The organism is Flavonifractor sp. An10 (genome assembly GCF_002161215.1).
GTDB classification, from domain to species: domain Bacteria; phylum Bacillota; class Clostridia; order Oscillospirales; family Oscillospiraceae; genus Flavonifractor; species Flavonifractor avistercoris.
This window is the reverse complement of sequence record NZ_NFMB01000002.1, coordinates 502,874-524,198: the sequence shown is the minus strand read 5'-3', so window position 1 is coordinate 524,198 and position 21,325 is coordinate 502,874. Positions and strand designations below refer to the sequence as shown.

The 21,325-nt window shown below is 64.2% G+C and carries 21 protein-coding genes; 15 read left to right on the top strand and 6 right to left on the bottom strand.

What is annotated here, in order from left to right; genetic code table 11:
- Together B5E42_RS05410 and B5E42_RS05405 are read right to left on the bottom strand one after the other, a co-directional pair.
- The coding region (locus tag B5E42_RS05410; RefSeq protein WP_162613914.1) for a DUF4358 domain-containing protein at window positions 1–577 on the bottom strand (577 nt) is incomplete at its 3' end.
- Window positions 574–1,497, bottom strand: coding sequence for a LysR family transcriptional regulator (locus B5E42_RS05405; RefSeq protein ID WP_087237399.1), 924 nt, complete (start codon window positions 1,495–1,497; stop codon window positions 574–576). The genes B5E42_RS05410 and B5E42_RS05405, both read right to left, overlap by 4 nt.
- A gap of 130 nt (window positions 1,498–1,627) precedes the next feature.
- Between B5E42_RS05405 and B5E42_RS05400 the strand changes: the two genes are divergently transcribed.
- The 3 genes from B5E42_RS05400 to B5E42_RS05390 all read left to right on the top strand — a co-directional run bounded on the left by B5E42_RS05400 (window position 1,628) and on the right by B5E42_RS05390 (window position 3,921).
- Window positions 1,628–2,470, top strand: coding sequence for an aldo/keto reductase (locus B5E42_RS05400; RefSeq protein WP_087237397.1), 843 nt, complete (start codon window positions 1,628–1,630; stop codon window positions 2,468–2,470).
- A 44-nt stretch (window positions 2,471–2,514) separates the two neighbouring features.
- The gene (locus tag B5E42_RS05395) at window positions 2,515–3,021 is read left to right on the top strand and encodes a flavodoxin (RefSeq protein ID WP_087237395.1); all 507 of its coding nucleotides are present in this window, start codon (window positions 2,515–2,517) and stop codon (window positions 3,019–3,021) included.
- 138 nt (window positions 3,022–3,159) lie between these two features.
- Complete coding sequence (locus B5E42_RS05390) at window positions 3,160–3,921, top strand: SDR family oxidoreductase (protein ID WP_087237393.1); 762 nt, start codon at window positions 3,160–3,162, stop codon at window positions 3,919–3,921.
- Window positions 3,922–4,078: 157 nt separating this feature from the next.
- On the opposite strand, the gene B5E42_RS05385 is transcribed toward B5E42_RS05390, so the two are convergent.
- Window positions 4,079–4,588, bottom strand: a complete 510-nt coding sequence (locus tag B5E42_RS05385; protein ID WP_087237391.1) for a DUF1097 domain-containing protein — start codon at window positions 4,586–4,588, stop codon at window positions 4,079–4,081.
- Window positions 4,589–4,728: 140 nt separating this feature from the next.
- Window positions 4,729–5,643: a LysR family transcriptional regulator gene (locus B5E42_RS05380; protein WP_087237387.1), complete on the bottom strand. Its 915-nt coding sequence runs from the start codon at window positions 5,641–5,643 to the stop codon at window positions 4,729–4,731.
- A gap of 216 nt (window positions 5,644–5,859) precedes the next feature.
- On the opposite strand from B5E42_RS05380, the gene B5E42_RS05375 reads away from it, so the two are divergent.
- The 10 genes from B5E42_RS05375 to B5E42_RS05330 all read left to right on the top strand — a co-directional run bounded on the left by B5E42_RS05375 (window position 5,860) and on the right by B5E42_RS05330 (window position 15,494).
- Complete coding sequence (locus B5E42_RS05375; protein WP_087237385.1) at window positions 5,860–7,131, top strand: MFS transporter; 1,272 nt, start codon at window positions 5,860–5,862, stop codon at window positions 7,129–7,131.
- A gap of 45 nt (window positions 7,132–7,176) precedes the next feature.
- On the top strand, window positions 7,177–8,457 hold the full coding sequence (locus B5E42_RS05370) for a DUF362 domain-containing protein (RefSeq protein ID WP_087237383.1): 1,281 nt from the start codon (window positions 7,177–7,179) through the stop codon (window positions 8,455–8,457).
- On the top strand, window positions 8,438–8,719 hold the full coding sequence (locus tag B5E42_RS05365; protein WP_087237381.1) for a hypothetical protein: 282 nt from the start codon (window positions 8,438–8,440) through the stop codon (window positions 8,717–8,719). Before B5E42_RS05370 ends, B5E42_RS05365 begins: the two co-directional genes overlap by 20 nt.
- 160 nt (window positions 8,720–8,879) lie before the next feature.
- Window positions 8,880–9,842 (top strand): 3-hydroxyacyl-CoA dehydrogenase family protein, encoded by a 963-nt coding sequence (locus B5E42_RS05360; RefSeq protein WP_087237379.1) that lies wholly within the window; start codon window positions 8,880–8,882, stop codon window positions 9,840–9,842.
- Between the two features lie 42 nt (window positions 9,843–9,884).
- Window positions 9,885–10,538: a 3-oxoacid CoA-transferase subunit A gene (locus tag B5E42_RS05355; protein WP_087237377.1), complete on the top strand. Its 654-nt coding sequence runs from the start codon at window positions 9,885–9,887 to the stop codon at window positions 10,536–10,538.
- 16 nt (window positions 10,539–10,554) lie between these two features.
- Window positions 10,555–11,202, top strand: coding sequence for a CoA-transferase (locus tag B5E42_RS05350; protein ID WP_087237456.1), 648 nt, complete (start codon window positions 10,555–10,557; stop codon window positions 11,200–11,202).
- 1 nt (window position 11,203) lies between these two features.
- A complete protein-coding gene (locus B5E42_RS05345) occupies window positions 11,204–12,376 on the top strand; it encodes a thiolase family protein (RefSeq protein ID WP_087237375.1) in 1,173 nt (390 codons plus the stop codon).
- 72 nt (window positions 12,377–12,448) lie between these two features.
- The gene (locus tag B5E42_RS05340) at window positions 12,449–13,480 is read left to right on the top strand and encodes an enoyl-CoA hydratase/isomerase family protein (protein WP_087237373.1); all 1,032 of its coding nucleotides are present in this window, start codon (window positions 12,449–12,451) and stop codon (window positions 13,478–13,480) included.
- Window positions 13,481–13,520: 40 nt separating this feature from the next.
- Entirely contained in the window at window positions 13,521–14,534 is a 1,014-nt protein-coding gene (locus B5E42_RS05335) for an enoyl-CoA hydratase/isomerase family protein (protein WP_087237371.1), read from the top strand.
- Window positions 14,535–14,609: 75 nt separating this feature from the next.
- The gene (locus B5E42_RS05330) at window positions 14,610–15,494 is read left to right on the top strand and encodes a 3-keto-5-aminohexanoate cleavage protein (RefSeq protein ID WP_087237369.1); all 885 of its coding nucleotides are present in this window, start codon (window positions 14,610–14,612) and stop codon (window positions 15,492–15,494) included.
- A 203-nt stretch (window positions 15,495–15,697) separates the two neighbouring features.
- On the opposite strand, the gene B5E42_RS05325 is transcribed toward B5E42_RS05330, so the two are convergent.
- Window positions 15,698–16,651 (bottom strand): phosphotriesterase, encoded by a 954-nt coding sequence (locus tag B5E42_RS05325; RefSeq protein WP_087237367.1) that lies wholly within the window; start codon window positions 16,649–16,651, stop codon window positions 15,698–15,700.
- Window positions 16,652–16,802: 151 nt separating this feature from the next.
- Entirely contained in the window at window positions 16,803–18,122 is a 1,320-nt protein-coding gene (locus B5E42_RS05320; RefSeq protein WP_162613913.1) for a GGDEF domain-containing protein, read from the bottom strand.
- Window positions 18,123–18,369: 247 nt separating this feature from the next.
- On the opposite strand from B5E42_RS05320, the gene B5E42_RS05315 reads away from it, so the two are divergent.
- Both B5E42_RS05315 and dapF read left to right on the top strand, forming a co-directional pair.
- Complete coding sequence (locus B5E42_RS05315) at window positions 18,370–20,184, top strand: sigma 54-interacting transcriptional regulator (RefSeq protein WP_087237363.1); 1,815 nt, start codon at window positions 18,370–18,372, stop codon at window positions 20,182–20,184.
- 226 nt (window positions 20,185–20,410) lie between these two features.
- Complete coding sequence (gene dapF, locus B5E42_RS05310) at window positions 20,411–21,250, top strand: diaminopimelate epimerase (RefSeq protein WP_087237361.1); 840 nt, start codon at window positions 20,411–20,413, stop codon at window positions 21,248–21,250.
- Window positions 21,251–21,325 lie beyond the last annotated feature (75 nt).

Here is a 21,325-nt window from a genome sequence, read left to right as displayed (position 1 = left end):
GCGTTGGGGCGGGGGTTGGGTCAGGCGCGGGCGGCTGGGCGCTCTCCTGCGGAGCCGTCTCCTCCGCCGTCTCCGCCGGGGGTGCCTGGGTGAAGCAGGCCGAGAAGGCCTCCTCCGCCGCGGCTGTGTCCCTGCACACCAGCAGGGCCAGCCAGTCCCCCCGGATGACCACCGCGCCGTCCTCCAGCAGGGCGGCCTCCTCCGGCAGATAGCCGGTGAAGTCCCCCGTCCGGGCTTCCAGATAGGCGCGGAGCGCGTCCGCCGCCCCGTCCGAATCGGCCTGCTCCGCCAGCCGGAGCACCGCGATCTCCTGGGCAGAGGCGCCGCCGGCGGCCAGGATGGCCCCGTCCGCCACGTCCTCCGGATTCAGGCCGTAGCTGTCGGCCACATATATCTCATATGTCCCGTCCCCCGGCAGCAGCTCCGTCATCCCGGGCGGCGCCTCCTGGGACGCCAGGATGGCCCGGGCCATCTGGAGGGGCGTCCAGGCGGTTTCCACGTCCTCCTCTCCCCCGCCGCAGGCGGCCAGGGAGAGCAGCAGGCAGGCGGCCAGCAGGCCGGCCCAAAGGCGCTTCATAGGCTTTCCACCCATTCTGTTCCGAGATCAGCCGCCGGCCGCTTGGGGGCAATCAAGGTCAGGAAGCGCAGAATATCCACCGGCGCGTCCTTCGCATACAGCACCCCGTAGGGCACGCGGAAGTCCCAGTCCACCGGCAGGGTCACCAGGCCCGGGTGAACCTCGCTCCAGCACTCCAGCGTCAGCAGCACGTGGTGGGCCTGGGCACAGCGGTTGAACACCTCCATATCGTAAAACTGCGAGGTGTCCTCGATGTGAATGGCGGGGTGGCGCTCCACCTCGTCCCGAACCGCGTCGACGGCCGGCGCGTCCCCCCGCTTCCCCATCATCAGCGTCTGTCCGTAGAGATCCTCTATGGACAGGCGTGTTTTCCGCGCCAGCGGGTGCTCCCGTGCCACCGCGCAGCAGACCCGGTAGGCCCCCAGGGGCAGAAAGCGGCATAGCTCCAGCCATTCGGCCGAATTGCACGCGCCGATCAGGAAGTCATACTTCTCCCCCAGCGCCGCGATCTGGGACAGGATCCCCGTGCGGGTGTCCTCAAAGGGCACGATGTGGAGCCGGTAACCCGGAAACTCCCGGTTCACCTGATACCAGAGATCCATAAAGGGCTTGCAGGGGTTGAGCAGGGAGCTGCCGATGCAGAAGGTGGTCTGGGCGGCCTGCTCCTGCCGCCTGGCCTCCTCCACGGCCCGGGCCGAGTAGTCGAACAGGAACCGGGCGTGCCGGTAGATGACCTGCCCCGCCGGGGTCAGCCGGATCCCGTGGCTGCCCCGCTCCAGCAGGGTGAGCTGGAGATGCTTTTCCAGGGCGTTGACCTGCTTCATGACAGAGGGCGGCGAGAGGTAGAGCCGCTCCGCCGCCTTGTTGAAGCTGCCGCAGTCCGCCGCGCAGACAAAGGCCGTCAGCTGTGGATTGAACAAGCCTGCTCCCCTCCTCTGTATTGCCTTTTGGTTTATACCATGTTACTGCATCGGTGCTTCCCTGTCAAGGGAATCCGCGCTACAATAGAGCCGCAAAACCAGAAAAAACACATTTCAGGAGGGTTTTCTGATGGAATTTGTGACACTGAACAACGGAGTGAAGATGCCCATGCTGGGCTACGGCGTGTATCAGGTGGATCCCGCCGAATGTGAGCGCTGCGTGGCCGACGCCATCTCGGTGGGCTACCGCTCCATCGACACCGCCCAGGCCTACTACAACGAGGAGGGCGTGGGCGCGGCCGTGGCCAAGAGCGGCGTGCCGCGAGAGGAGCTGTTCCTCACCACCAAGGTGTGGATCTCCAACGCCGGGTATGAGAAGGCCAGGGCCTCCATCGACGAATCCCTGCGCAAGCTCAAGACCGACTATATTGACCTGCTGCTGATCCACCAGCCCTTTAACGACTACTACGGCACCTACCGCGCCATGGAGGAGGCCTATCAGGCCGGCAAGGTGCGGGCCATCGGTGTGTCCAACTTCTACCCCGACCGGCTCATCGACCTGTGCCGGTTTGTGGAGGTGCCTCCCGCCGTCAACCAGGTGGAGACCCACGTGTTCCAGCAGCAGGCCAAGGCCCATGAGATCATGCAGAAGTACGGCGTCCAGCACGAGAGCTGGGGCCCCTTCGCCGAGGGCCGGAAGGACTTCTTCCACAACCCCGTGCTGACCGAGATCGGCGCCAAGTACGGCAAGTCCTCCGCCCAGACCGCTCTGCGTTTCCTGCTCCAGTCCGGCGTGGTGGTGATCCCCAAGTCCACCCACAGGGAGCGGATGGAGCAGAATCTGGATGTGTTCGACTTTGCCCTCTCTGACGGGGATATGGCCGCCATCCGCGGGCTGGACGAGGGGGAGAGCGCCTTCTTCTCCCACTACGACCCGGAGACCGTGGAGTTCCTCACCGGCCTGGGCAAGTGACCGCCCCCGCCGGTTCCGCACCCCACAGACAGGGAGGACACGCCATGCAGGCATTGATCGCCTATTTCTCCAGGGCGGGTGAGAACTATTTCAGCGGCGCCCTGCGGACGGTTCCCGTGGGCAACACAGAGCTGGCGGCCCGGATGCTCCGGGAGCTCACCGGCGCCGAGCTGTTCAAAATCGAGCCCCTGCTGCCCTATTCCGACGATTACAACGAGTGCATCGCCCAGGCCCAGGACGACCAGCGGCGGGGCGCCCGCCCGGAGCTGAGGGAATACCCGGACAGCCTGGAGCCATATGACACCGTCTATCTGGGCTACCCCAACTACTGGGGCACCATGCCCATGCCGGTATTCACCTTTCTGGAGCACTTTGACTTTTCCGGCAAGACCATCCGCCCCTTCTGCACCCACGAGGGCAGCGGCCTGGGGCACAGTGTGGAGGACATCCGCCGCCTGTGTCCCGGCGCCCGGGTGGAGCCGGGGCTGGCCATCCGCGGCACCGGCGTCCAGGCCGCGGAACCCGCCCTCCGGGCTTGGTGCGGGCGATAACGCCGGACGGCGGGGCCGGGCCGCCGCTGTGCTATACTTTTTTTGAATACCGGTAGAAAAAATCCATATTTTTCAAACCCTATCGTGCTCCTTTATACTGTTTTTGTCCAAAAACAGTATAAAGGAGCACGATTGATCATGAAACGACTGGAGGGAAAGGTGGCCATCGTCACCGGCGCCAACTCCGGCATCGGCAAGGCCACCGCGGAGCTTTTTGCCCGGGAGGGCGCTGATCTGGTTCTGGCCGCCCGCAGGCTGGACAAGCTCCAGGAGGTGGAGGCCTATGCCGCGTCCCAGGGGGTGCGCGCCATCTCCGTGGCCACCGACGTCAGCAAGCCGGAGGACTGCCACAGGCTGGTGGAGGCCGCCGTGGAGGCCTTTGGCCGCATCGACGTGCTGGTCAACAACGCCGGCATCGACGACAAGAACAAGTCCATCACCAACTGTGATCTGGAGCTGTGGAACAAGGTCATCTCCACCGATCAGGACTCCGTTTACTACATGATGAAGGAGACGCTGCCCTATATGGAGAAGGCCGGCAAGGGCTCCATTGTGAACATCTCCTCCATCGGCGCCACCCGCTCCAACGCCGGCATCTCCTATACCGCCGCCAAGATGGCCGTCATCGGCATGACCAAGAACGTGGCCATCCAGGTCGCCGGCACCGGCATCCGCTGCAACGCCGTCTGCCCCGGCCCCACCGAGACCCCCATCTTCTCCCCCGAGAACGCCGCCAGCTTTGACAAGGACTTCGCCCGGGTGTGCGCCCGCCACTTTGACGGCTCCCTGCCCCGCACCCAGCCCGAGGATCAGGCCAACGCCATCCTCTTCTTCGCCAGCGACGAGTCCAAGGCCATCAACGGCGAGACCCTGGTGGTGGACTATGGCGGAACCATCTGACCCGCAGCTTACCGGAAAAAAGTCCCCTCCGGGGCCTGGTTTCAGGCCCCGGAGGGGACTTTTTCCTGCTCTTTTCTTTTACGCAGAGCAAAAGCCGGCCCAATTAGTTCAAGTGTCATACTATATATTATAATAAGGTGTCCGGCGGGATCTGCCGTCAGCTCCGCTCCCCTTCTTTCGGCAGGGGAAACTGCTTTACAGCGAAGTCCATGCCCAGGGAGCACAGGGCGGCCAGGACAATGCCGATGACCAGGGTGGCGGCCAGCCCCACTGTGTTGCCGTTGTTCTGGGAGAAGGTGAGGCACACGCCGGCGAAGATGAAGGGCATGTGGCGGAAGGGGGTTCTGGCCAGCACGTGGATGTGGAGCACCATGGTGACGGCGGTACCCAGGGTGATGGACACAAAGCTGGCGGCGGCCAGTCCCAGGCCCAGGTTCTGGAACAGATCCATCAGCAGGAAGTCCACCTTGCCCCAGACGCAGCCGGCCAGGGCGCTCAGGCACATGGCGGGCACATCCCGCACGTGCCCGCCCATGCCGAAGAAGATGGCCAGGCAGACAAACATCACCCAGGGCACGCCGAAGGCGGTAAAGCCGTAGAGAAAATAAAACACCGCGGAGAGAAGAGAAGTCCAGACAGAGAAGAGAAAAACAGCATTCCGACTCATCAGTTTACATTCCTTTCGTGACGTGAATGAGTCGATTATAGCGAACCGGCCTGGAAAAGGCAAGCCTCCGGCGGCCCGGAGACGACGCACCCCCCGCCCTAGCTATGCTAGGGCGGGGGGTGAAATTTTTTTGGCGCGGCTCAGGCGCGGGTTGCAGCGGCGTACTCGGCATTGATCCGGGTGAAGTAGTCCCGGACGAAGGCGCGGAAGCGCTGTCCGTGCTCATTGAGGGGGCGGCGCTTGTTATAGGCGATGCCCCAGTATGCCTCGGGCGCGCCGTCGGCATACTCCCGGCAGACCACGTTCTGGTGGCCGCCCTGGAGATAGAGCTCTTCATACTTCACCGCCGGGACGATGGAGACGCACTGGTTGGACTCCACCAGGGAGAGCAGCAGGTTCAGGTGGCGCACATCGTAGTCAATGGCCGGCGTCACGCCGAACTTGGCGCTCTCCGCGGCGCAGAAGGTCTCCTTGTTGACCCGGGAGCCGTCGATGGCCAGGCGGCAGCCGGCCAGCTGGTGCCGGGTGATGGACGCCTCCCCGGCCAGGGGGTGATCCCGGCTCATCAGCAGCACGAAGTGGCAGTTGTACACCCGCTCGAAGACAATCTCATCCGAGGGAGGCGGCAGCACCGCCAGGGCCAGATCCACCTCCCCCCGCTCCAGCAGGAAGGTGAGGGCGGGGAGATCCAGCCGCTTCTGGATCAGGTTGATATCCGGATTGTCCAGCACGAAGTGCTCCAGCAGGTCGGTATCGTCCGTCATGCAGGCGAGGGACAGCGGGGCGGACTTTCCGGCGTGCTGATCCCGCACCGCCCGCACGCCGGCGTCCAGGGTGTTTACCGCGCGCTTGACGCTTTCCAGCAGCAGCTCACCATTCTGGTTCAGCACGATTTTGCCCCTCCGGCGGTCAAAGAGGGGCACGCCGACCTCTTCCTCCAGGCGGGAAATACTGGTGCTCAGATTGGGCTGAGAGACAAAGAGCGCCTGCGCGGCTTTGGACATATTGCCCAGTTCCGCCACGGCCATGAAATAACGAAGCTGTGAAAGTTCCATGCCAACTTCCCCCCGGGTAAGTATAAAAGTTGCTTATACCGCTGTAAGCATTATATATTTTTCTAATAACTTTGTAAAGGTTATACTAAGACCGCTTCGAGACATACCGGCCGGAACGTCAGGCAGAACGCGGGAGGGAGAGAGAAACGACAAGCATACCCGCTTCAACCGATTTGGGGGCGGAGCTGCCGCCCCACTCAGGAGGAATGTAAAGTTATGGAACAGACGAAACGAGGCTTTGGAGCCTGGGGTTGGTTTCTGCTGATCTTCGGCTTCCTGATCTTCTTCAGCAACGGCGGCTTCTTTGCCGACGGCACCAACGTCATTGCCCCCGCCGTGGCGGAGCGGCTGGGCGTGGACCGCACCATCATCCTGAACATGAATACCGTGGCCGGCATTGTCGGCGTGATCATCGCCATCATCGCCGGCCAGCTCAACCAGCGCATCGGCCCGGCTAAGGTGGCCGCCGGCTGCCTGATCCTGGCGGGCCTGGGCCACATCGCCACCGGCAACGCGGTGAGCGTGCCCATGTACTTAATCGCCATGTGCTGTGTGGGCGGCGGCCTGAGCGCCGGCTCCTTCGTGGGCATCGGCACCCTGGTTGCCATGTGGTTCCCCCGCAAGCAGGGCCAGGCCATGAGCGTGGTGGCCATGGGCTCCAACTTCGGCACCATGGTGTTCGTCCCCCTGCTCACCGTGCTGGTGGGCAGCCTGGGCATCGCCGTCAGCTCCGTGATCTGCGGCGTTGTGGCCGCGGTGGTGGGCGTGATCGGCGCGGTGATGCTGCGCAACACCCCCCAGGAGCGGGGCCTCTATCCCGATAATGTCACCGAGGCCGAGTTCAAGGCCAATTACGCCGCCGCCGCCCCGGAGGAGGATCCCCACGGTTGGACCGTCGGCAAGCTGCTGTGCACCAAGGAGACCTGGCTGTGCGTGCTGTCCACCGGCTTCCTGATGCTGGTTCAGATGGGCATCATGACCCAGCTGGTGGCCCGCAACATGGAGGTCGGCATGAACCAGGCCCTGGCCACCGGCGTCATGAGCGCCATCGCCGTCATCGGCGTCATCGGCTCCGTGATCATCGGCCGCATCGTGTTCAAGCTGGGCATCAAGAAGGCCGGCGTCATGACCGCCGTGCTGTACGTGGTGGCTCTGCTGTGCAACATCAGCGGCATCATGCCCCTGGTGTGGATCTCCCTGGTGATCATCGGCTTCCTGGGCGCCGCCGCCCCCCACCTGATGAACTCCATCCCCGGCTCCGTGTTTGGCCGCGTGGGCTACGCCAAGGTCAACAGCGTGGTCTTCCCGATCACCAACATCATCTTTATGTGCAACTTCGCCGTCAACGGCATCGTGCAGGGCCTGTTCCACAGCATCAGCGCGGTCTATATCGTGTTCGCCGTGCTGGCCCTCATCTCCCTGTTCCTGATTCTGGCTATCCAGGATCACAAGTACGACCAGGACTACATGGCCGCTCACAAAAACTGAGCTTGTGGGCAGTTATTGTAAAAAAGATTAGAAGGAGGCAACATCATGAGCAAGAAGTCTGTCGTGGCGCTGGCTCATAGCAAGGACGTGCAGGAGAACGTCACCCGCGTCTTTGACATGCTGGGCGGCGTCACCAACCTGATCGAGCCCAACTCCACCGTGGTGCTCAAGCCCAACGCGGGCCACGCCGCTCCCCCGGAGTTTGCCGTGTGCACCCATCCCGAGACCGTCCGCGCCGTCATCCGCGAGGTGCGCAAGGCCAATCCCAAGCGCATCGTCATCGCCGAGTCCGCCGCCGTGGGCTGCGACACCATGGAGTGCTATGAGGCCTGCGGCATCGCCAAGATGGCCGCGGAGGAGGGCGTGGAGCTCTACGACATCAAGCGGGAGAAGGATCTGGTCAACGTGGCCGTGCGCGGCTACCGCTCCAACATCTCCCACGTGAAGCTGCCCAAGCTGCTGCTGGAGGCCGAGCACATCATCAACCTGCCCATCCTGAAGGCCCACGCCAGCATGGTGTTCTCCGGCGCGCTGAAGAACATCAAGGGCGTGGTGCAGGATCAGGTTCACACCACCATGCACCGCCAGAACCTGACCATGGCCATGATGGACGTGTGGAGCGTCTGCAAGCCCGATCTGAACATCATGGACGTGATGAGCGCCGCCAGCGGCTACTCCCCCCACACCCCCACTCCCATTGAGCTGGACTGCGTCATGGGCTCCAAGGATCCCGTGGCCCTGGATCGCATCGCCTGCGAGCTGGTGGGCATTGATCCCGACGGCGTGAGCTACTTCAAGGTGGCCGACGAGGTGGGCCTGGGCACCACCGACCAGGAGAACATCGAAGTGGTGGGCGACAAGATCGAGGACTGCTACAAGAAGATGTGGGTTCCCTACCTGGAGGACATCCGCAACCGCTGGCCCGAGTACGACGTCCACTGCGAGGGTGCCTGCTCCAGCTGCCAGGCCCTGCTGACCCTGAACATGGAGACCCTGAAGGCCATCGGCATCTACGACGAGAACAAGGGCATGACCGTTGTGGCCGGCTGCGACAACAAGCTGGATCCCAGCATCCCCGACAAGCAGATCATCCTCCACGGCAACTGCACCCGCCGGCACCTGAAGGAGCACCCCGACGCCTACTTCCTGCCCGGCTGCCCGCCCGGAGAGGGCTCCCTGTACATGACCGTCGTCCGCAAGGAGGCCGTCACCGGCCAGCCCGAGCTGATGCCCTGGATCCGCCAGCGGATGGAGGACGACGCCCCCGCCTGGCGCGGCTATGTGGAGAAGGAGGCTGCCAAGTTCTATGGAACAGACAAACCCTAATCAGGGCTATGTGTTCCTGGACAACGCCCCGGAGCTGATGAAGCTGCTGGAGGACATCTTCACCGATGAGTTCATGCAGCAGCACACCCGCTTTGACAACTTTGAGGGCTTCCAGTTTTCCAGCGCGGTCATCCTCAACTGGAAGGCGGACACCCTGATCTACGCGCCCCCGCTGCTGGACGCCTTCGTCAAGGAGAGCACCCAGTTCGGCGACTGGGACGAGATGGTGCGCACCGCCACCCAGCTGCGCTACTGCAGCTGACCGTCCACGGCTTCACCACCGCCTCCGACACACCGGAGATACCCTTTCCCTGGAGCCGCCAGACCGGATTTCACCGCCTGGCGGTTCCCCATATCCCGACTGCGGCGGGCATACCGCTCCGCCGGGACCTGTTGAATCTCAGACAAAGGAGATCAGAGCCATGAAAGTTACAGATATCAGGCGCGTCGCCTGTGTGGGCGGCGGCGTCATCGGTTCCAGCTGGGCCATCCAGTTCGCCATGCGCGGCCTGGACGTCACCCTGTACGACATCAACGACGAGCAGCTGAAAAAGAGCGAGGGCCAGATGCACAAGAGCCTGGACGCCCTGGAGAACTTCAACGCCATCACTCCGGAGCGCCGGGCGGAGATCGTGGCCCGCATCCGCCTGACCACCTCCATGGAGGAGGCGGTGAAGGACGCCCAGTTCATCCAGGAGAGCGGCCCCGAGCGCCTGGAGATCAAGCAGTCCATCCTGGCCCAGGCCGAGCAGTCAGCCTCCCCCGAGGCCGTTTACGCCTCCAGCACCTCCGGCCTGCTCATCTCCGACATCGCCGCCAAGGCCGCCCATCCCGAGCGCTGCGTGGGCGCCCACCCCTACAATCCCCCCCACCTCATCCCCCTGGTGGAGCTGACCTCCGGCGACAAGACCGACCCTGAGCTGCTCCAGCTGGCCTATGACTTCTACCAGTCCATCGGCAAGGAGGCCGTCCTCCTGCGCCGCGAGTGCCCCGGCTTCATCGCCAACCGCCTCCAGCTGGCCCTCTACCGGGAGGTGCAGGATCTGGTCATGCGGGGCGTGTGCTCCGTGGAGGACGCGGACAAGGCCCTGGTGTACGGCCCCGGCCTGCGCTGGGCCATCTTCGGCCACAACATGATCATGCAGCTGGGCAACCCCGGCGGCCTCACCGGCATGGTGAACATGCTGGGCAACTCCGGCGACCGCTGGCTGGCCGACATGGCCTCCTGGACGCACCAGCCCGACAACTGGGCCGAGGTGGCCCAGCCCGGCGTGGATCAGGAGATGAAGAACTTCCCCGATTATATCGGCCACACCAACGAGGCGTGCGCCGCCTACCGGGATCAGATGCTCATTGAGCTGCTCAAGCTCCACCGCAAGCTGTGAGCCCCTGCCCGCCCGAAGAAAATCTGAGCGAAGGAGAACGATATGGAACTGAGTAAGGTACGCAGCAGAGAAGAGATTATCGCCCAGTTTAAGGACGGGCAGACCATCGCCATCGGCGGACAGACCAACCAGTACATGCCCGACCGGCTCATCGACTGCCTGCTGGAGAGCGGCGCCAAGCACCTGACCGTCTACTCCATCGACTCCAGCGATCCCGGCCACGGGGTGAGCCTGCTGCTCGAAAACGGCCGGGTGGACGCGATGATCACCACCCACGTGGGCACCAACCCCCTGACCAACCAGCGCATCCAGTCCGGCCTGCTGAAGGCCGAGTTCAACCCCATGGGCACCTTTATCGAGCGCATCCGCTGCGGCGGCGCCGGCCTGGGCGGCGTACTCACCAAGACCGGCCTGGGCACCGTGGTGGAGGAGGGCAAGCAGGTGATTACCGTCAACGGTGAGCGCTACCTGCTGGAAACCGCCCTACACGCCGACGTGGCCCTCACCCGCTGCCGCCGGGCCGATCCCATCGGCAACCTGACCTATTCCGGCAGCAGCGGACACGCCTCCCATCCGGTGGTCGCCACCTGCGGCACCCTGTCCATCGTGGAGTGCGACCACTTCTGCGACCTGGGCGAGATCGGCCCGGACGAGGTCAAGGTGCCCGGCATGTTCGTGGACATGATTCTGGCGTAAGGAGGGGAGAGCCATGATGAACAACAGAGATTTTATCGCAAAGCGGGCCGCCGCCTACTTCAAGCCCGGCGACGTGGTCAATCTGGGCATCGGCATCCCCAGCCTGTGCGGCAGCTACGCCGTGTCCGGAGTCCTGTTCCAGAGCGAGAACGGCTTCATCGGCATCGGCCCCAAGGCCGAGGGCCTGATGGTGAACGAGCGGTACGCCAACGCCGGCGGGGTCAACTTCGTCCCCGTGCCGGGCAGCAGCGCCTTTGACGTGGCCGCCTCCTTCTGCGTGATCCGCTCCGGCCGCCTGGCGGCCACCGTGCTGGGCGGTCTGCAGGTGTCCGCCGACGGCGATCTGGCCAACTGGGCCACCCCCGGCCGGGCCTTCGGCATGGGGGGCGCCATGGATCTGTGCAACGGGGCCAAGAACGTGATTGTGGCCATGGAACTGGTGGCCAAGGACGGCTCTCCCAAGATCGTCAAAGAGTGCACCCTGCCCCTCACCGCCGTGCGGTGCGTCAACCACATTGTCACCGACCGCTGCGTCATTGACGTCACCGGCGAGGGCCTGGTGCTCTCCGAGATCCGGAAGGGCCATACCGTGGAGGAGATCCAGGCCGCTGTGGAGCCCCAACTGATCATCTCACCCGAGCTGAAGGAAATGGAGGAAGATTGATATGGCAAAACCGTTAAGCAAGACGGTGGTGGTGGCCTACGGCCGCTCCGCCGTGGCCAAGTCCGGCAAAAAGGGCGCCCTGCGCAACATGCACCCCATCGACATGGGCGGCCTGGTTCTCAAGGGCGTGATGGAGAAGATCCCTCAGCTGGATCCCGCCCTGGTGGAGGACGTGATCCTGGGTTGTGCCATCCCCGAGGCCAAGCAGGGCCTCAACCCCGCCCGGCTGGTGGCCGCCCGGGCCGGCCTGCCCTACACCGCCTGCGGCCTCACCGTAGACCGCTTCTGCTCCTCCTCCCTCCAGGCCGTGGCCCTGGCCGCCTGGCAGATCGAGGCGGGCCAGGCCGACTGCATCGTGGCCGGCGGCATCGAGTCCATGACCGCCCTGCCCATGACCCTGGATCGCAGCGGCGACCGGGATCCCTGGCTGGTGGAGCACGACCCCGCCCAGTACATCTCCAACGGTGAGACCGCCGAGAACGTGGCGGAGAAGTACAACGTCACCCGGGAGGAGATGGATCGCCTGGCCCTGGAGAGCCACCAGAAGGCGGCCCGCGCCCAGGACGCCGGCTGGTTCGACGAGCAGATCATCCCCCTGCCCGGCGTGGACGCGGACGGCAACGAGATCGTCTTTGACAAGGATCAGGGCATCCGCCGGGACACCACTCTGGAGAAGATGGCGTCCATGAAGCCCTGCTTCAAGGAGAACGGCCGGGTCACCGCCGCCACCTCCTCCCAGACCAGTGACGGCGCCGCCTTCCTGGTGCTGATGAGCCGGGACAAGGCCAACAAGCTGGGCATCAAGCCTCTGGCCTCCTTCCTGGGCTTCTGCGTGGGCGGCCTGGATCCCGCCTACATGGGCCTGGGCCCCATCTACGCCGTGCCCAAGGTGATGGCGTACACCGGCCTCACCGTGGACGACATGGATGTCATTGAGCTCAACGAGGCCTTTGCCGCCCAGGTCAGCCCCTGCATCAAGGAGCTGGGCCTTAACCCCGCCAAGGTCAACCCCAACGGCGGCGCCATGGCTCTGGGCCACCCCCTGGGCGCCACCGGCGCGGTGCTGAGCTGCAAGGCCATCTCCGAACTGCGCCGCACCGGCGGCAAGTACGCCCTGGTGACCATGTGCATCGCCGGCGGCATGGGCGCGGCCGGCATCTTCAAGGCCGAGTAATTTCAAAAACATCCCAGGCCGCCTGGGACGGATATACAACACAATCAAAACAAAACATTGGAGGAGATCAACATGGGTAAGCCCTTAGCCGATTACGTCAAACTGCCCCAGCTGGACGAGTACAAGGAGTGGTTCAAGGATTTCGCCGATCTGTACCGGGAGGACGGCATCCTGCAGGTCACCTGGAAGACCCTGGACGGCCCCATGCACCACAGCGGCATGTCCCACCGGGCCATCAGCCAGCTGGTGCGCATCCTGTCCATGGACTGGAAGAACGAGATCATCATCTTCACCCACATCGGCGACAGCTGGATGACCGAGTCCGACCCCAACGGCTGGGAGACCTACTCCGAGCTGCCCACCCAGCGGTTCCAGCACCAGTATTTCGACGACACCAACCTGATCAAGAACATGATCTTTGATCTGGACGTGCCCACCATCGGCGTGCTCCCCGGCCCCGGCTTCCACTGGGATTCCGCCATGCTCAGCGACATCACCATCTGCTCCGACGACACCTGGATCGAGGTGCCCCACGCCCACGGCGGCCTGGTGCCCGGCGACGGCATGGGCCTGATGGCCCAGCACTTCTTCGGCACCAAGCGGGGCAACTACTACATGATGACCGCCCGCCAGTGGACTGCCCAGCAGATGCTGGACTGGGGCATGGTCAGCGAGGTGGTGCCCAAGGATCAGGTCATGGCCCGCGCCTGGGAGATCGCCCGGATGCTCAAGACCATGCCCTATGAAAACCGCACCATCATGTCCAACCTGGCCAAGCGGCCCCTGAAGAAGCTGCTGGTGGAGGATCTGAAGCTGCACACCGTCAGCGAGCAGTACGGCTCCCTGCTCCGCATCGCCGCCGGCGACATGGGCGACCGCAACGCCGCCCAGCAGGACGAGAAGTACATCAGCCAGACCAACGACTGGCGCTACTGCCACGACTGGATGCAGCAGCCCCCCACCCGGGAGAGCTGGGCCGGCTTCCGCACCAAGCCCATCGAGTGGTTCAAGGAGGTCGAGGCCGGCCGCGAGGTCAACCCCTTCGACCCCAAGCGGCCCGTGAAGCCCTATCGTCCCGAGCCCGCCGACGGCAGCAGCAAGTAAGCTTCTCCACACACGGACGAGTATTGAGGAGGAAAATACCATGGGAAAGCCTATGGCTGATTACGTCAAGCTGCCCGAGTTTGACGAGTATAAAGAGTGGTTCAAGGACTTCGCCGACCTGAAGCGTGAGGACGGCATCGTGCAGGTCACCTGGAAGACCAACGACGGCCCCATGCACCACAGCGGCATGTCCCACCGGGCCATGAGCCAGCTCACCCGCTGGCTGAGCCTGGACTTCAAAAACGAGATCATCATCTACACCCACATCGGCGACAACTGGATGATCGAGTCCGACGCCAACGGCTGGGAGACCTACTCCCAGCTGCCCACCCAGCGGTTCCAGCACCAGTACTTCGACGACACCAACCTGATCAAGAACATGATCTTTGATCTGGACGTGCCCACCATCGGCGCCATCCCCGGCCCCGGCTTCCACTGGGATTCTGCCATGCTGTGCGACATCACCCTGTGCTCCGAGGACACCAAGATGGAGGTGCCCCACGCCCAGGGCGGCCTGGTGCCCGGCGACGGCATGGGCCTGATGTGCCAGCACTACTTCGGCACCAAGCGGGGCAACTACTACATGATGACCTCCCGCCAGTTCACCGCCCAGCAGATGCTGGACTGGGGCATGGTCAACGAGGTGCTGCCCAAGGGCAAGGTGGTGGAGCGCGCCTGGGAGATCGCCCGGATGCTCAAGACCATGCCCTACGAGAACCGCACCATCATGTCCAACCTGGCCAAGCGGCCCCTGAAGAAGCTGCTGGTAGAGGATCTGAAGCTGCACACCGTCAGCGAGCAGTACGGCTCCCTGCTCCGCGTCGCCGCCGGCGATCTGGGCGACGAGAACTCCGCCCAGCAGGACGAGAAGTACATCAGCCGCGTGGGCGACTGGCGCTACGCCACCCACGACATGGAGGAGCCCCAGACCGCCGAGTCCTGGCGCACCATGCCCCAGAAGGCCGCCGAGTGGTGGAAGAAGGTAAACGCGGGTGAGATCGAGAACCCCTTTACCTTTGAGCACAGCAACGAGCCGGAAGGCTACGAATTTTAATTCTGTTCTGCGGAAGAAGGGGCGGTCACTGCGTCCCTTCTTCCCGCGCATATTATAATAAGGAGTGGAACCGCTATGGCAAAGACCATCATCACCGCCGCGCTCACCGGCGCGGTGACCCCCGCTGGCTACAAGATCCCTGAGACCCCCCAGCAGATCGCCGACGAGGCCTATGACGCCTGGAAGACCGGCGCCGCCATCGTCCACCTGCACATGCGCGCCGACGACGGCCTGGGCGCCATGGACAAGGAGAAGTTCCGGGAGACCATCCGCCTCATTCGCAGCCACAAGGACTGCGACGTGGTCATCAACTGCACCTCCTCCGGCGCCTCCCCCCAGCACCCCGCCACCGACGACGAGCGCATGGCCCACCACAGGGAGCTGCCCGGCATCGAGATGGGCTCCTACGACGCTGGCTCCTTCAACTGGATGCCCGGCGGCGTGTTCATCAACTCCCCCCAGTTCCTCCAGAAGCTGGGCGACCTCTACATGGAGAAGGGCATCAAGCCGGAGCTGGAGATCTTTGACGCCGGCATGCTGGGCGTGGCCAACTACTTTGTGAAGAAGGGCCACCTGTCCACCCCCTGCCACTTCCAGTTCTGCCTGGGCGTGCTGGGCGGCATGCCTGCCACCGTGGAGAACCTGCTCTACCTGACCCAGCACATCCCCGCCGGCTCCACCTGGTCTGCCTTCGGCGTGGGCAAGGGCCACCTGCCCATCATGTTCGCGGCCCTGGCTCTGGGCGGCCACATCCGCGTGGGCATGGAGGACAACGTGGTGTTCGAGGTGAAGGAGAACGGCGAGAAGGTCATGGCCACCAACCACATGCTGGTGGAGCGGGCCGTGTCCGCCGTCAAGGCCTTCGGCAACACCCCCGCCACCCCCGCCGAGGCCCGCCAGATGCTGGGCATCCCCGCCTTCGACGGTGACAAGGTAAGAGCCGCGCTGGGGATTGTGTAATTCCCCGGAGGGCCTTCCCCCTCAGCTTTCCTTTTAGGCAAAAAGACAGTGCTTCGCTGAAACAGGGTCCTGTTCCGGCGAAACACTGTCTTTTTCTTGAGGCGGGACGGCCCCGGCATCCCCGCCAGGCGGACAGGAAAAGCGGGCCGGACATCCGACGATGTCCGGCCCGTTCTCTGCTGATGTGCAGTTGTCCGTGCGGCTCAGTTCCCCTCGAAGAAGGCCCGGGGATTGTCCACCAGCAGGGCGTCCACCGCGGCCTGATCCAGGCCCTTCTCCCTGAGGGCGGGCAGGACGCGCCGGTGGATGAAGGTGTAGTCCTCCTCCAGGTTCATCCAGTCGGAGCCCTTGGTGGTCTCCCAGCTGTCCCAGAAGGCCAGGTAGGCGGCCCAGTCGTGGCTGAGCAGCAGCCGGTGGCCCCAGCCCGCCTTGCACAGGGCGGCGATGGTGTCCACCCGGGGCTCCAGAGCCAGATCCTTGTCGCAGAAGCCGAAGCGATCCATGCCCAGCCAGCAGCCCCGCTCCAGCATGGCGGTGAGGTACTCCAGATCGGTGGAATCGCCGCTGTGGCCCAGGATCACCTTGGAGGCGGGCACGCCGCAGCCGGCCAGCAGATCCAGGATCTCCCCGCCGTTTTTGATGGCCGGGTCGTGGTGGCAGAACAGGGGCAGGCCGGTCTCCTTCGCCACCCGGCCGGTGGCGTGGAGCACCTTGCGCAGCAGCGGGGTGAGTCCCGCCCGGGCCACGCCGGCCTTGAGAATGCCCGGCCTGCTGTCGGTGCCGGCGATGCCGTCCACGCAGTCCCCCATCAGCAGGTCGTAGATCTGCTCCTCGTCCCGCATGCCCAGCCAGGGCTCCTCCTGATAGTAGAAGCCGGTGGAGGCGATGAAGTTCAGGCCGGTGCGCCGGGACACCTCCCGGATCAGGTGGATATCCCGCCCCAGGTTGATGGGGGTGCCGTCCACCACGGTGCGCACACCCAGGGCCTTGGCCTTGTTCAGCTGGCCCTCCGCCATGGCCGCCACCTGGTCAAAGTCGAAGAACTTCCCGCCGAAGTTCATCCGCATAGACCAGTCCGCGCAGGTCAGATGCTCGTGTATCAGGGTCTGCCCCAGCTCCGCCGGGTCGATGGGGCCGAAAATTCCTTGGATCGCCATTGCACTTCCCCCTTAAATGGTCAGTCCGGCGCAGACGCGCCGTTTTTCCCATTATAGCATGCTTTCCCCGCCGCCGCTTATATGTCCTTTTTATAGGGGTATTGCACTGGCAGATACAGCCCCCTCCGGCCGCGCAGACCGGAAGCCGGCCCTACAGCAGAAACCGGTTCTTCCCCTGGGCCTTGGCCCGGTAGGCCCGCCTGTCCGCCGCCATGCACAGCGTCCGGTAGTCCCATCCGTCCTCCGGCGCCAGCGCCACGCCGATGCTGCACGAGATGGGCAGCGACCCGTTTTCCGGCAGGGAGAGGCGGCTTACCGCCTCGCAGATGCGCCTGGCGCAGTCCGCCGCCTGCTCCCGCCCCCGGATGCGCCGCAGGAACACCACAAATTCATCGCCGCCCACCCGGCCCTGGAGCGCCCCCTCGCCGCTCTGCATCTGCAGAACCCGGCTCACCTTCCGCAGCAGCCGATCCCCCTCCTGGTGACCCATGGAATCGTTGATCTGCTTGAAGTTGTCCAGATCCAGGAACAGGAGGGCGGACGGCGCCGCATCCTCCTCCAGGATCCTGGAGATGCGCCGGCCGATCCCGCCGTAGTTATACAGGCCGGTCAGCGGGTCGGTCTCCGCCAGGCGCCGGGCCTCCCGAAGCTCCTTCTGACGGGCCCGCTCCTCCAGATAAATTCCCGTCACATCGCTGCGGGAGAACAGGATGAGCTGGGCCCGGCGGTCATAGTACTGGTATCGCAGCTGCTTGCGGGTATAGCCCCGCACCGGATCCTCCACCCCGAAGTAGATGTTGTGCACCCCGTGGCGCTCCAGCTGCTCCAGCACCCGGGCCGTGCGCATCTCCCGGATCACCATTTCGCGATCCTCCGGCACCACGAAATCCCTGGTATAGTCCACCACCAGGGCCTCATAATCGTCGCAGATCTCCGGCGGCAGAGGCGTGTCCGACTCGCTGCCGCTGAACATGACGTAGCTGTTGTTCCTGGCATCCAGGCAGATAAAGAAATCACATGTATTGTAGACGTACAGATCAATGATCCTCTGGCGCAGGTGCTCCTCATTGGTCTGCCGCACAAACACGAAGCAGCGGAACCGGCCGTCCTTCTGCACCCTGTTCCGCGTAACAACGGTCACCCAGTTGGTTCGCCCTCCCCGGACATAGTCCAGGTTGAGGGAGATCCCCTTCTCTCCCCTGCGGCAGGACTCCAGCAGGGCCCGGGCGGACAGGCGCCGCATCGTCTTCTCCCGTGCCGGCTCCGCCAGAAAGGCCCCGTACCGCTCCAGGTGCGCCGTCCAGGACAGCGTCTTCCCCATGTGCTCCGGGTTGTCCACGCTCTGGAGCACCAGCACCTGATCCGCCTCCGGCTCCACGCGCAGAATGGCGAAATACCGCTCCTCCAGCGCCTCCGCCAGCTCCTGATATGCCGCCATTCCTCCGGCTCTGCCCTCAAACGCTTCCGACATAGTAAGCCCCCCATTGACAGAATGTTTATTATGTCGCAAAGTGTGCGTACAACCGCGCCCCACCTCCATTTGGGGCGCATCTGATTTTGAAATTATTATACCATAGAGCGCCCCTGTTCTCAACTAAAAATACTCCCGGGGCTGAACCGCCCCCTCTCCTGCGGTTTGTCGGGCCGCCGTATTTACATCCCCGCCGTTCTTTAGTACAATAGGGGAAACCCCGCACTGTACGGAAAGGAGTCCGCCTATGGAGCTTCTGCAGAGTCTTTTGGATACCTCCTCCCACGCCATCTTTACCCTGGATCGGGAGGGGATCATCACCCACATCAACCAGCAGGCCAAAAACCGCTTTGGCCTGTATAACCACAGCCAGCACTCCCACCCCGCCGGCCGGCTGGAGCCGGGGGATCTGGTTCTGGTGGCGGACACCGAAATCGGCGCCGACGACGGGGAGCTGCGGCCGGAGGATCTGGAGCGCATCGGCATCCGGGAGCCCAGGCTGCGCACCGGAGACCGGCTGGTGGCCGTGGGGGCCTTCGACGACCCCGGGCAGCGGCCGGTCTACAAGTTCCTCCCCGGCCAGGACGCGGAGAGCCTCCAGCTGGAGACCGTCTGGGACGGGATTCCCCTCCGGCTCTCCATCGAGCCCCACACCGTGTCCGTCCAGGTGAGGGACACCACCTATTCCATCGACTACTTTCAGTGCATCGGCCAGCTGGTGGCGCTGGAGCGCGGCACCGGCCAGGTGAAGTTCTGGGAGGAGAAGGGCTATTCCGCCCGGAAGGAGGGCGCGGGCAGCCTGCTCCGGGGCGGGGCCTACATTGAAAAGCGCCCCGGCCTGGAGATGAAGGTGGTGGGCTACCACTTCCGGGAGTTCTTCGAGGGGGAGCGGTTTGAGCGCCATCTGGCCCGGATTTTCAGCGGCCAGGTGCCCCGGTATGAGGACGCCGAGTACGAGATCAACGGCTACGAGCTGGTGGCCTCCCTCCTCCCCGTCCCCGGGGCGGACGGCCTGCCCGACGAGGTGATCGTCAAGTTCCGCAGCATCGAGGACATCCACACCACCATCCTGGAGCGCAACAACGCCATCAAGTCCGCCGAGCGCACCTACCGGGAGAGCGCCCGCAGCGAGGCGCCCCAGGAGGCCCCCTTTGCCGAGCTCTTCGGCTTCGGCACCACCGCGGCTGCGGTGCGCCACCTGGCCTACAAGCTGTCCCAGCTGGACTGCAATATCCTGATCACCGGTGAGAGCGGCACCGGAAAGTCCTTCCTGGCCCAGACCATCGCCCGGGCCCAGCCCCGGAAGGGCCCCTACGTGCCGGTGGACTGCTCCACCCTCTCCCCCACCCTTTTTGAGAGCGAGATGTTCGGCTATGTGGGGGGCGCCTTCACCGGGGCCAACCCCCGGGGCAAGGCCGGCTTCTTTGAGGCCGCCGACGGCGGCACCATCTTTCTGGACGAGATCGGCGAGATCCCCCTTCATATCCAGGCCAAGCTGCTCAATGTGATCCAGAACAAGGTGGTGGTGCGGGTGGGCTCCACCCGCACCATCCCGGTGGATGTGCGCATCCTGGCCGCCACAAACCGGGATCTGAAGGCAGAGGTGGCCGCCGGCCGGTTCCGGCAGGATCTCTATTACCGGCTCAGCGCCTTCTCCGTGGAGCTGCCGCCCCTGCGCAGCTGCCCGGAGGACATCTGCTTCCTCATCGACCGGCTGATGGAGAAGATCCCCCAGAAGTACGGCGTGCCCCCCAAGAGCCTGTCCGGCGAGGCCTTCGACAAGCTGCTCTCCTACAACTGGCCCGGCAACATCCGGGAGCTGGAGAACGTACTGGAGCGGGCCGTGGCCCTCTCTGAGTCGGAGCTCATCTATGCCGAGCACATCTGCGTGGAGAGCCAGCCCGTCCAGCTCACCCTGCGGGAGCGGCTGAAGCAGGAGGAGAAGCGGATCCTCCGCCAGACCCTGGCCCAGTGCGGCGGCAGCCGGAGCCAGGCCATGAAGCTGCTGGGCCTGTCCAAAACCGTGTTCTACGGCAAGCTGAAGGAGTACCAGATCTCCTAGGGCTTGTCCGGTTTCCCGGAAAGGGAGTTCGGAAATCCGAACTCCCTTTCCGTTTTTTTCTCCGGTTCCGGGCCCTCCGCCCCCGTTCTCCCGGTCTTTTTTGGAAGAGTTATGAAATTTGGGGCATGCTATTTGTGCCATTCGGCGAAAATACGCCGCCGCCCGGGTGTGGCACCGTTCTTGCTTTTTATCCTGGCAAAACCAGTCGAACAGGAGGGTTCCTGCCATGCAGTTTTGGAAAATGAACGGCGCGGGGAATGATTTCATCATCCTCAACAATATGGTGGAGGGGCTTCCCGCCGAGTCCTTCCCCGCCCTGGCCCGGCGGCTGTGCGACCGCCGCATGTCCATCGGCGCCGACGGGCTGATGATCGTGGAGAAGCCCACCACGGACGCCGATTACCGGATGCTGTTTTTCAACTCCGACGGCAGCGTGGGCGAGATGTGCGGCAACGGCGCCCGGTGCATCTGCCGCTACGGCTGCGACAACGGCCTGGCCGGGGAGGTGCAGCGGGTGCAGACCACCGCGGGCCTGGTCACCGGCTGGCGGATGACCAGACGCCAGTACAGGGTTCAGCTCAACAGCCCCACGGTGCTCAGGCTGGACTACCCCGTGGAGGTGGACGGGGTGACCTATCACTGCTCCTATATCGAGCTGGGCAGTCCCGGCCTGCCCCACGCGGTAGTTCCGATTTCCGGACTCCGGCGCTTCCCGGAGCAGGGACTTTTTGAGCTGGGCAGAAAACTGTGCCATCACCCGGCATTTCCCAAGGGCGCCAACGTAAACTTCTATGAGGTGGAGGGCCCGGGGCAGATCTGGGAGCGCACCTATGAGCGGGGCGTGGAGGACTTCACCCACGCCTGCGGCACGGGAACCGGCTCGGTGGTTACGGTGCTCACCCTCCAGGGGAAGTCCGACGGCCGGGACGTGCATGTACAGATGACCGGCGGCGAGCTGGTCATCGACGTGGAGGTGCGGGACGGAGCTGTGGAGAGGCTCCTCCTCACCGGCCCCACCAACGTGGTTGCCAAGGGAGAGGTCACCGACGAGGAGCTCGCCCTTTGAGCAATACGCCGCCGCGGACGGATACGAATCCAGGAGAGGGGGGAGACTGCGCAGCCGGCCCGGCGGCCCGGGAGA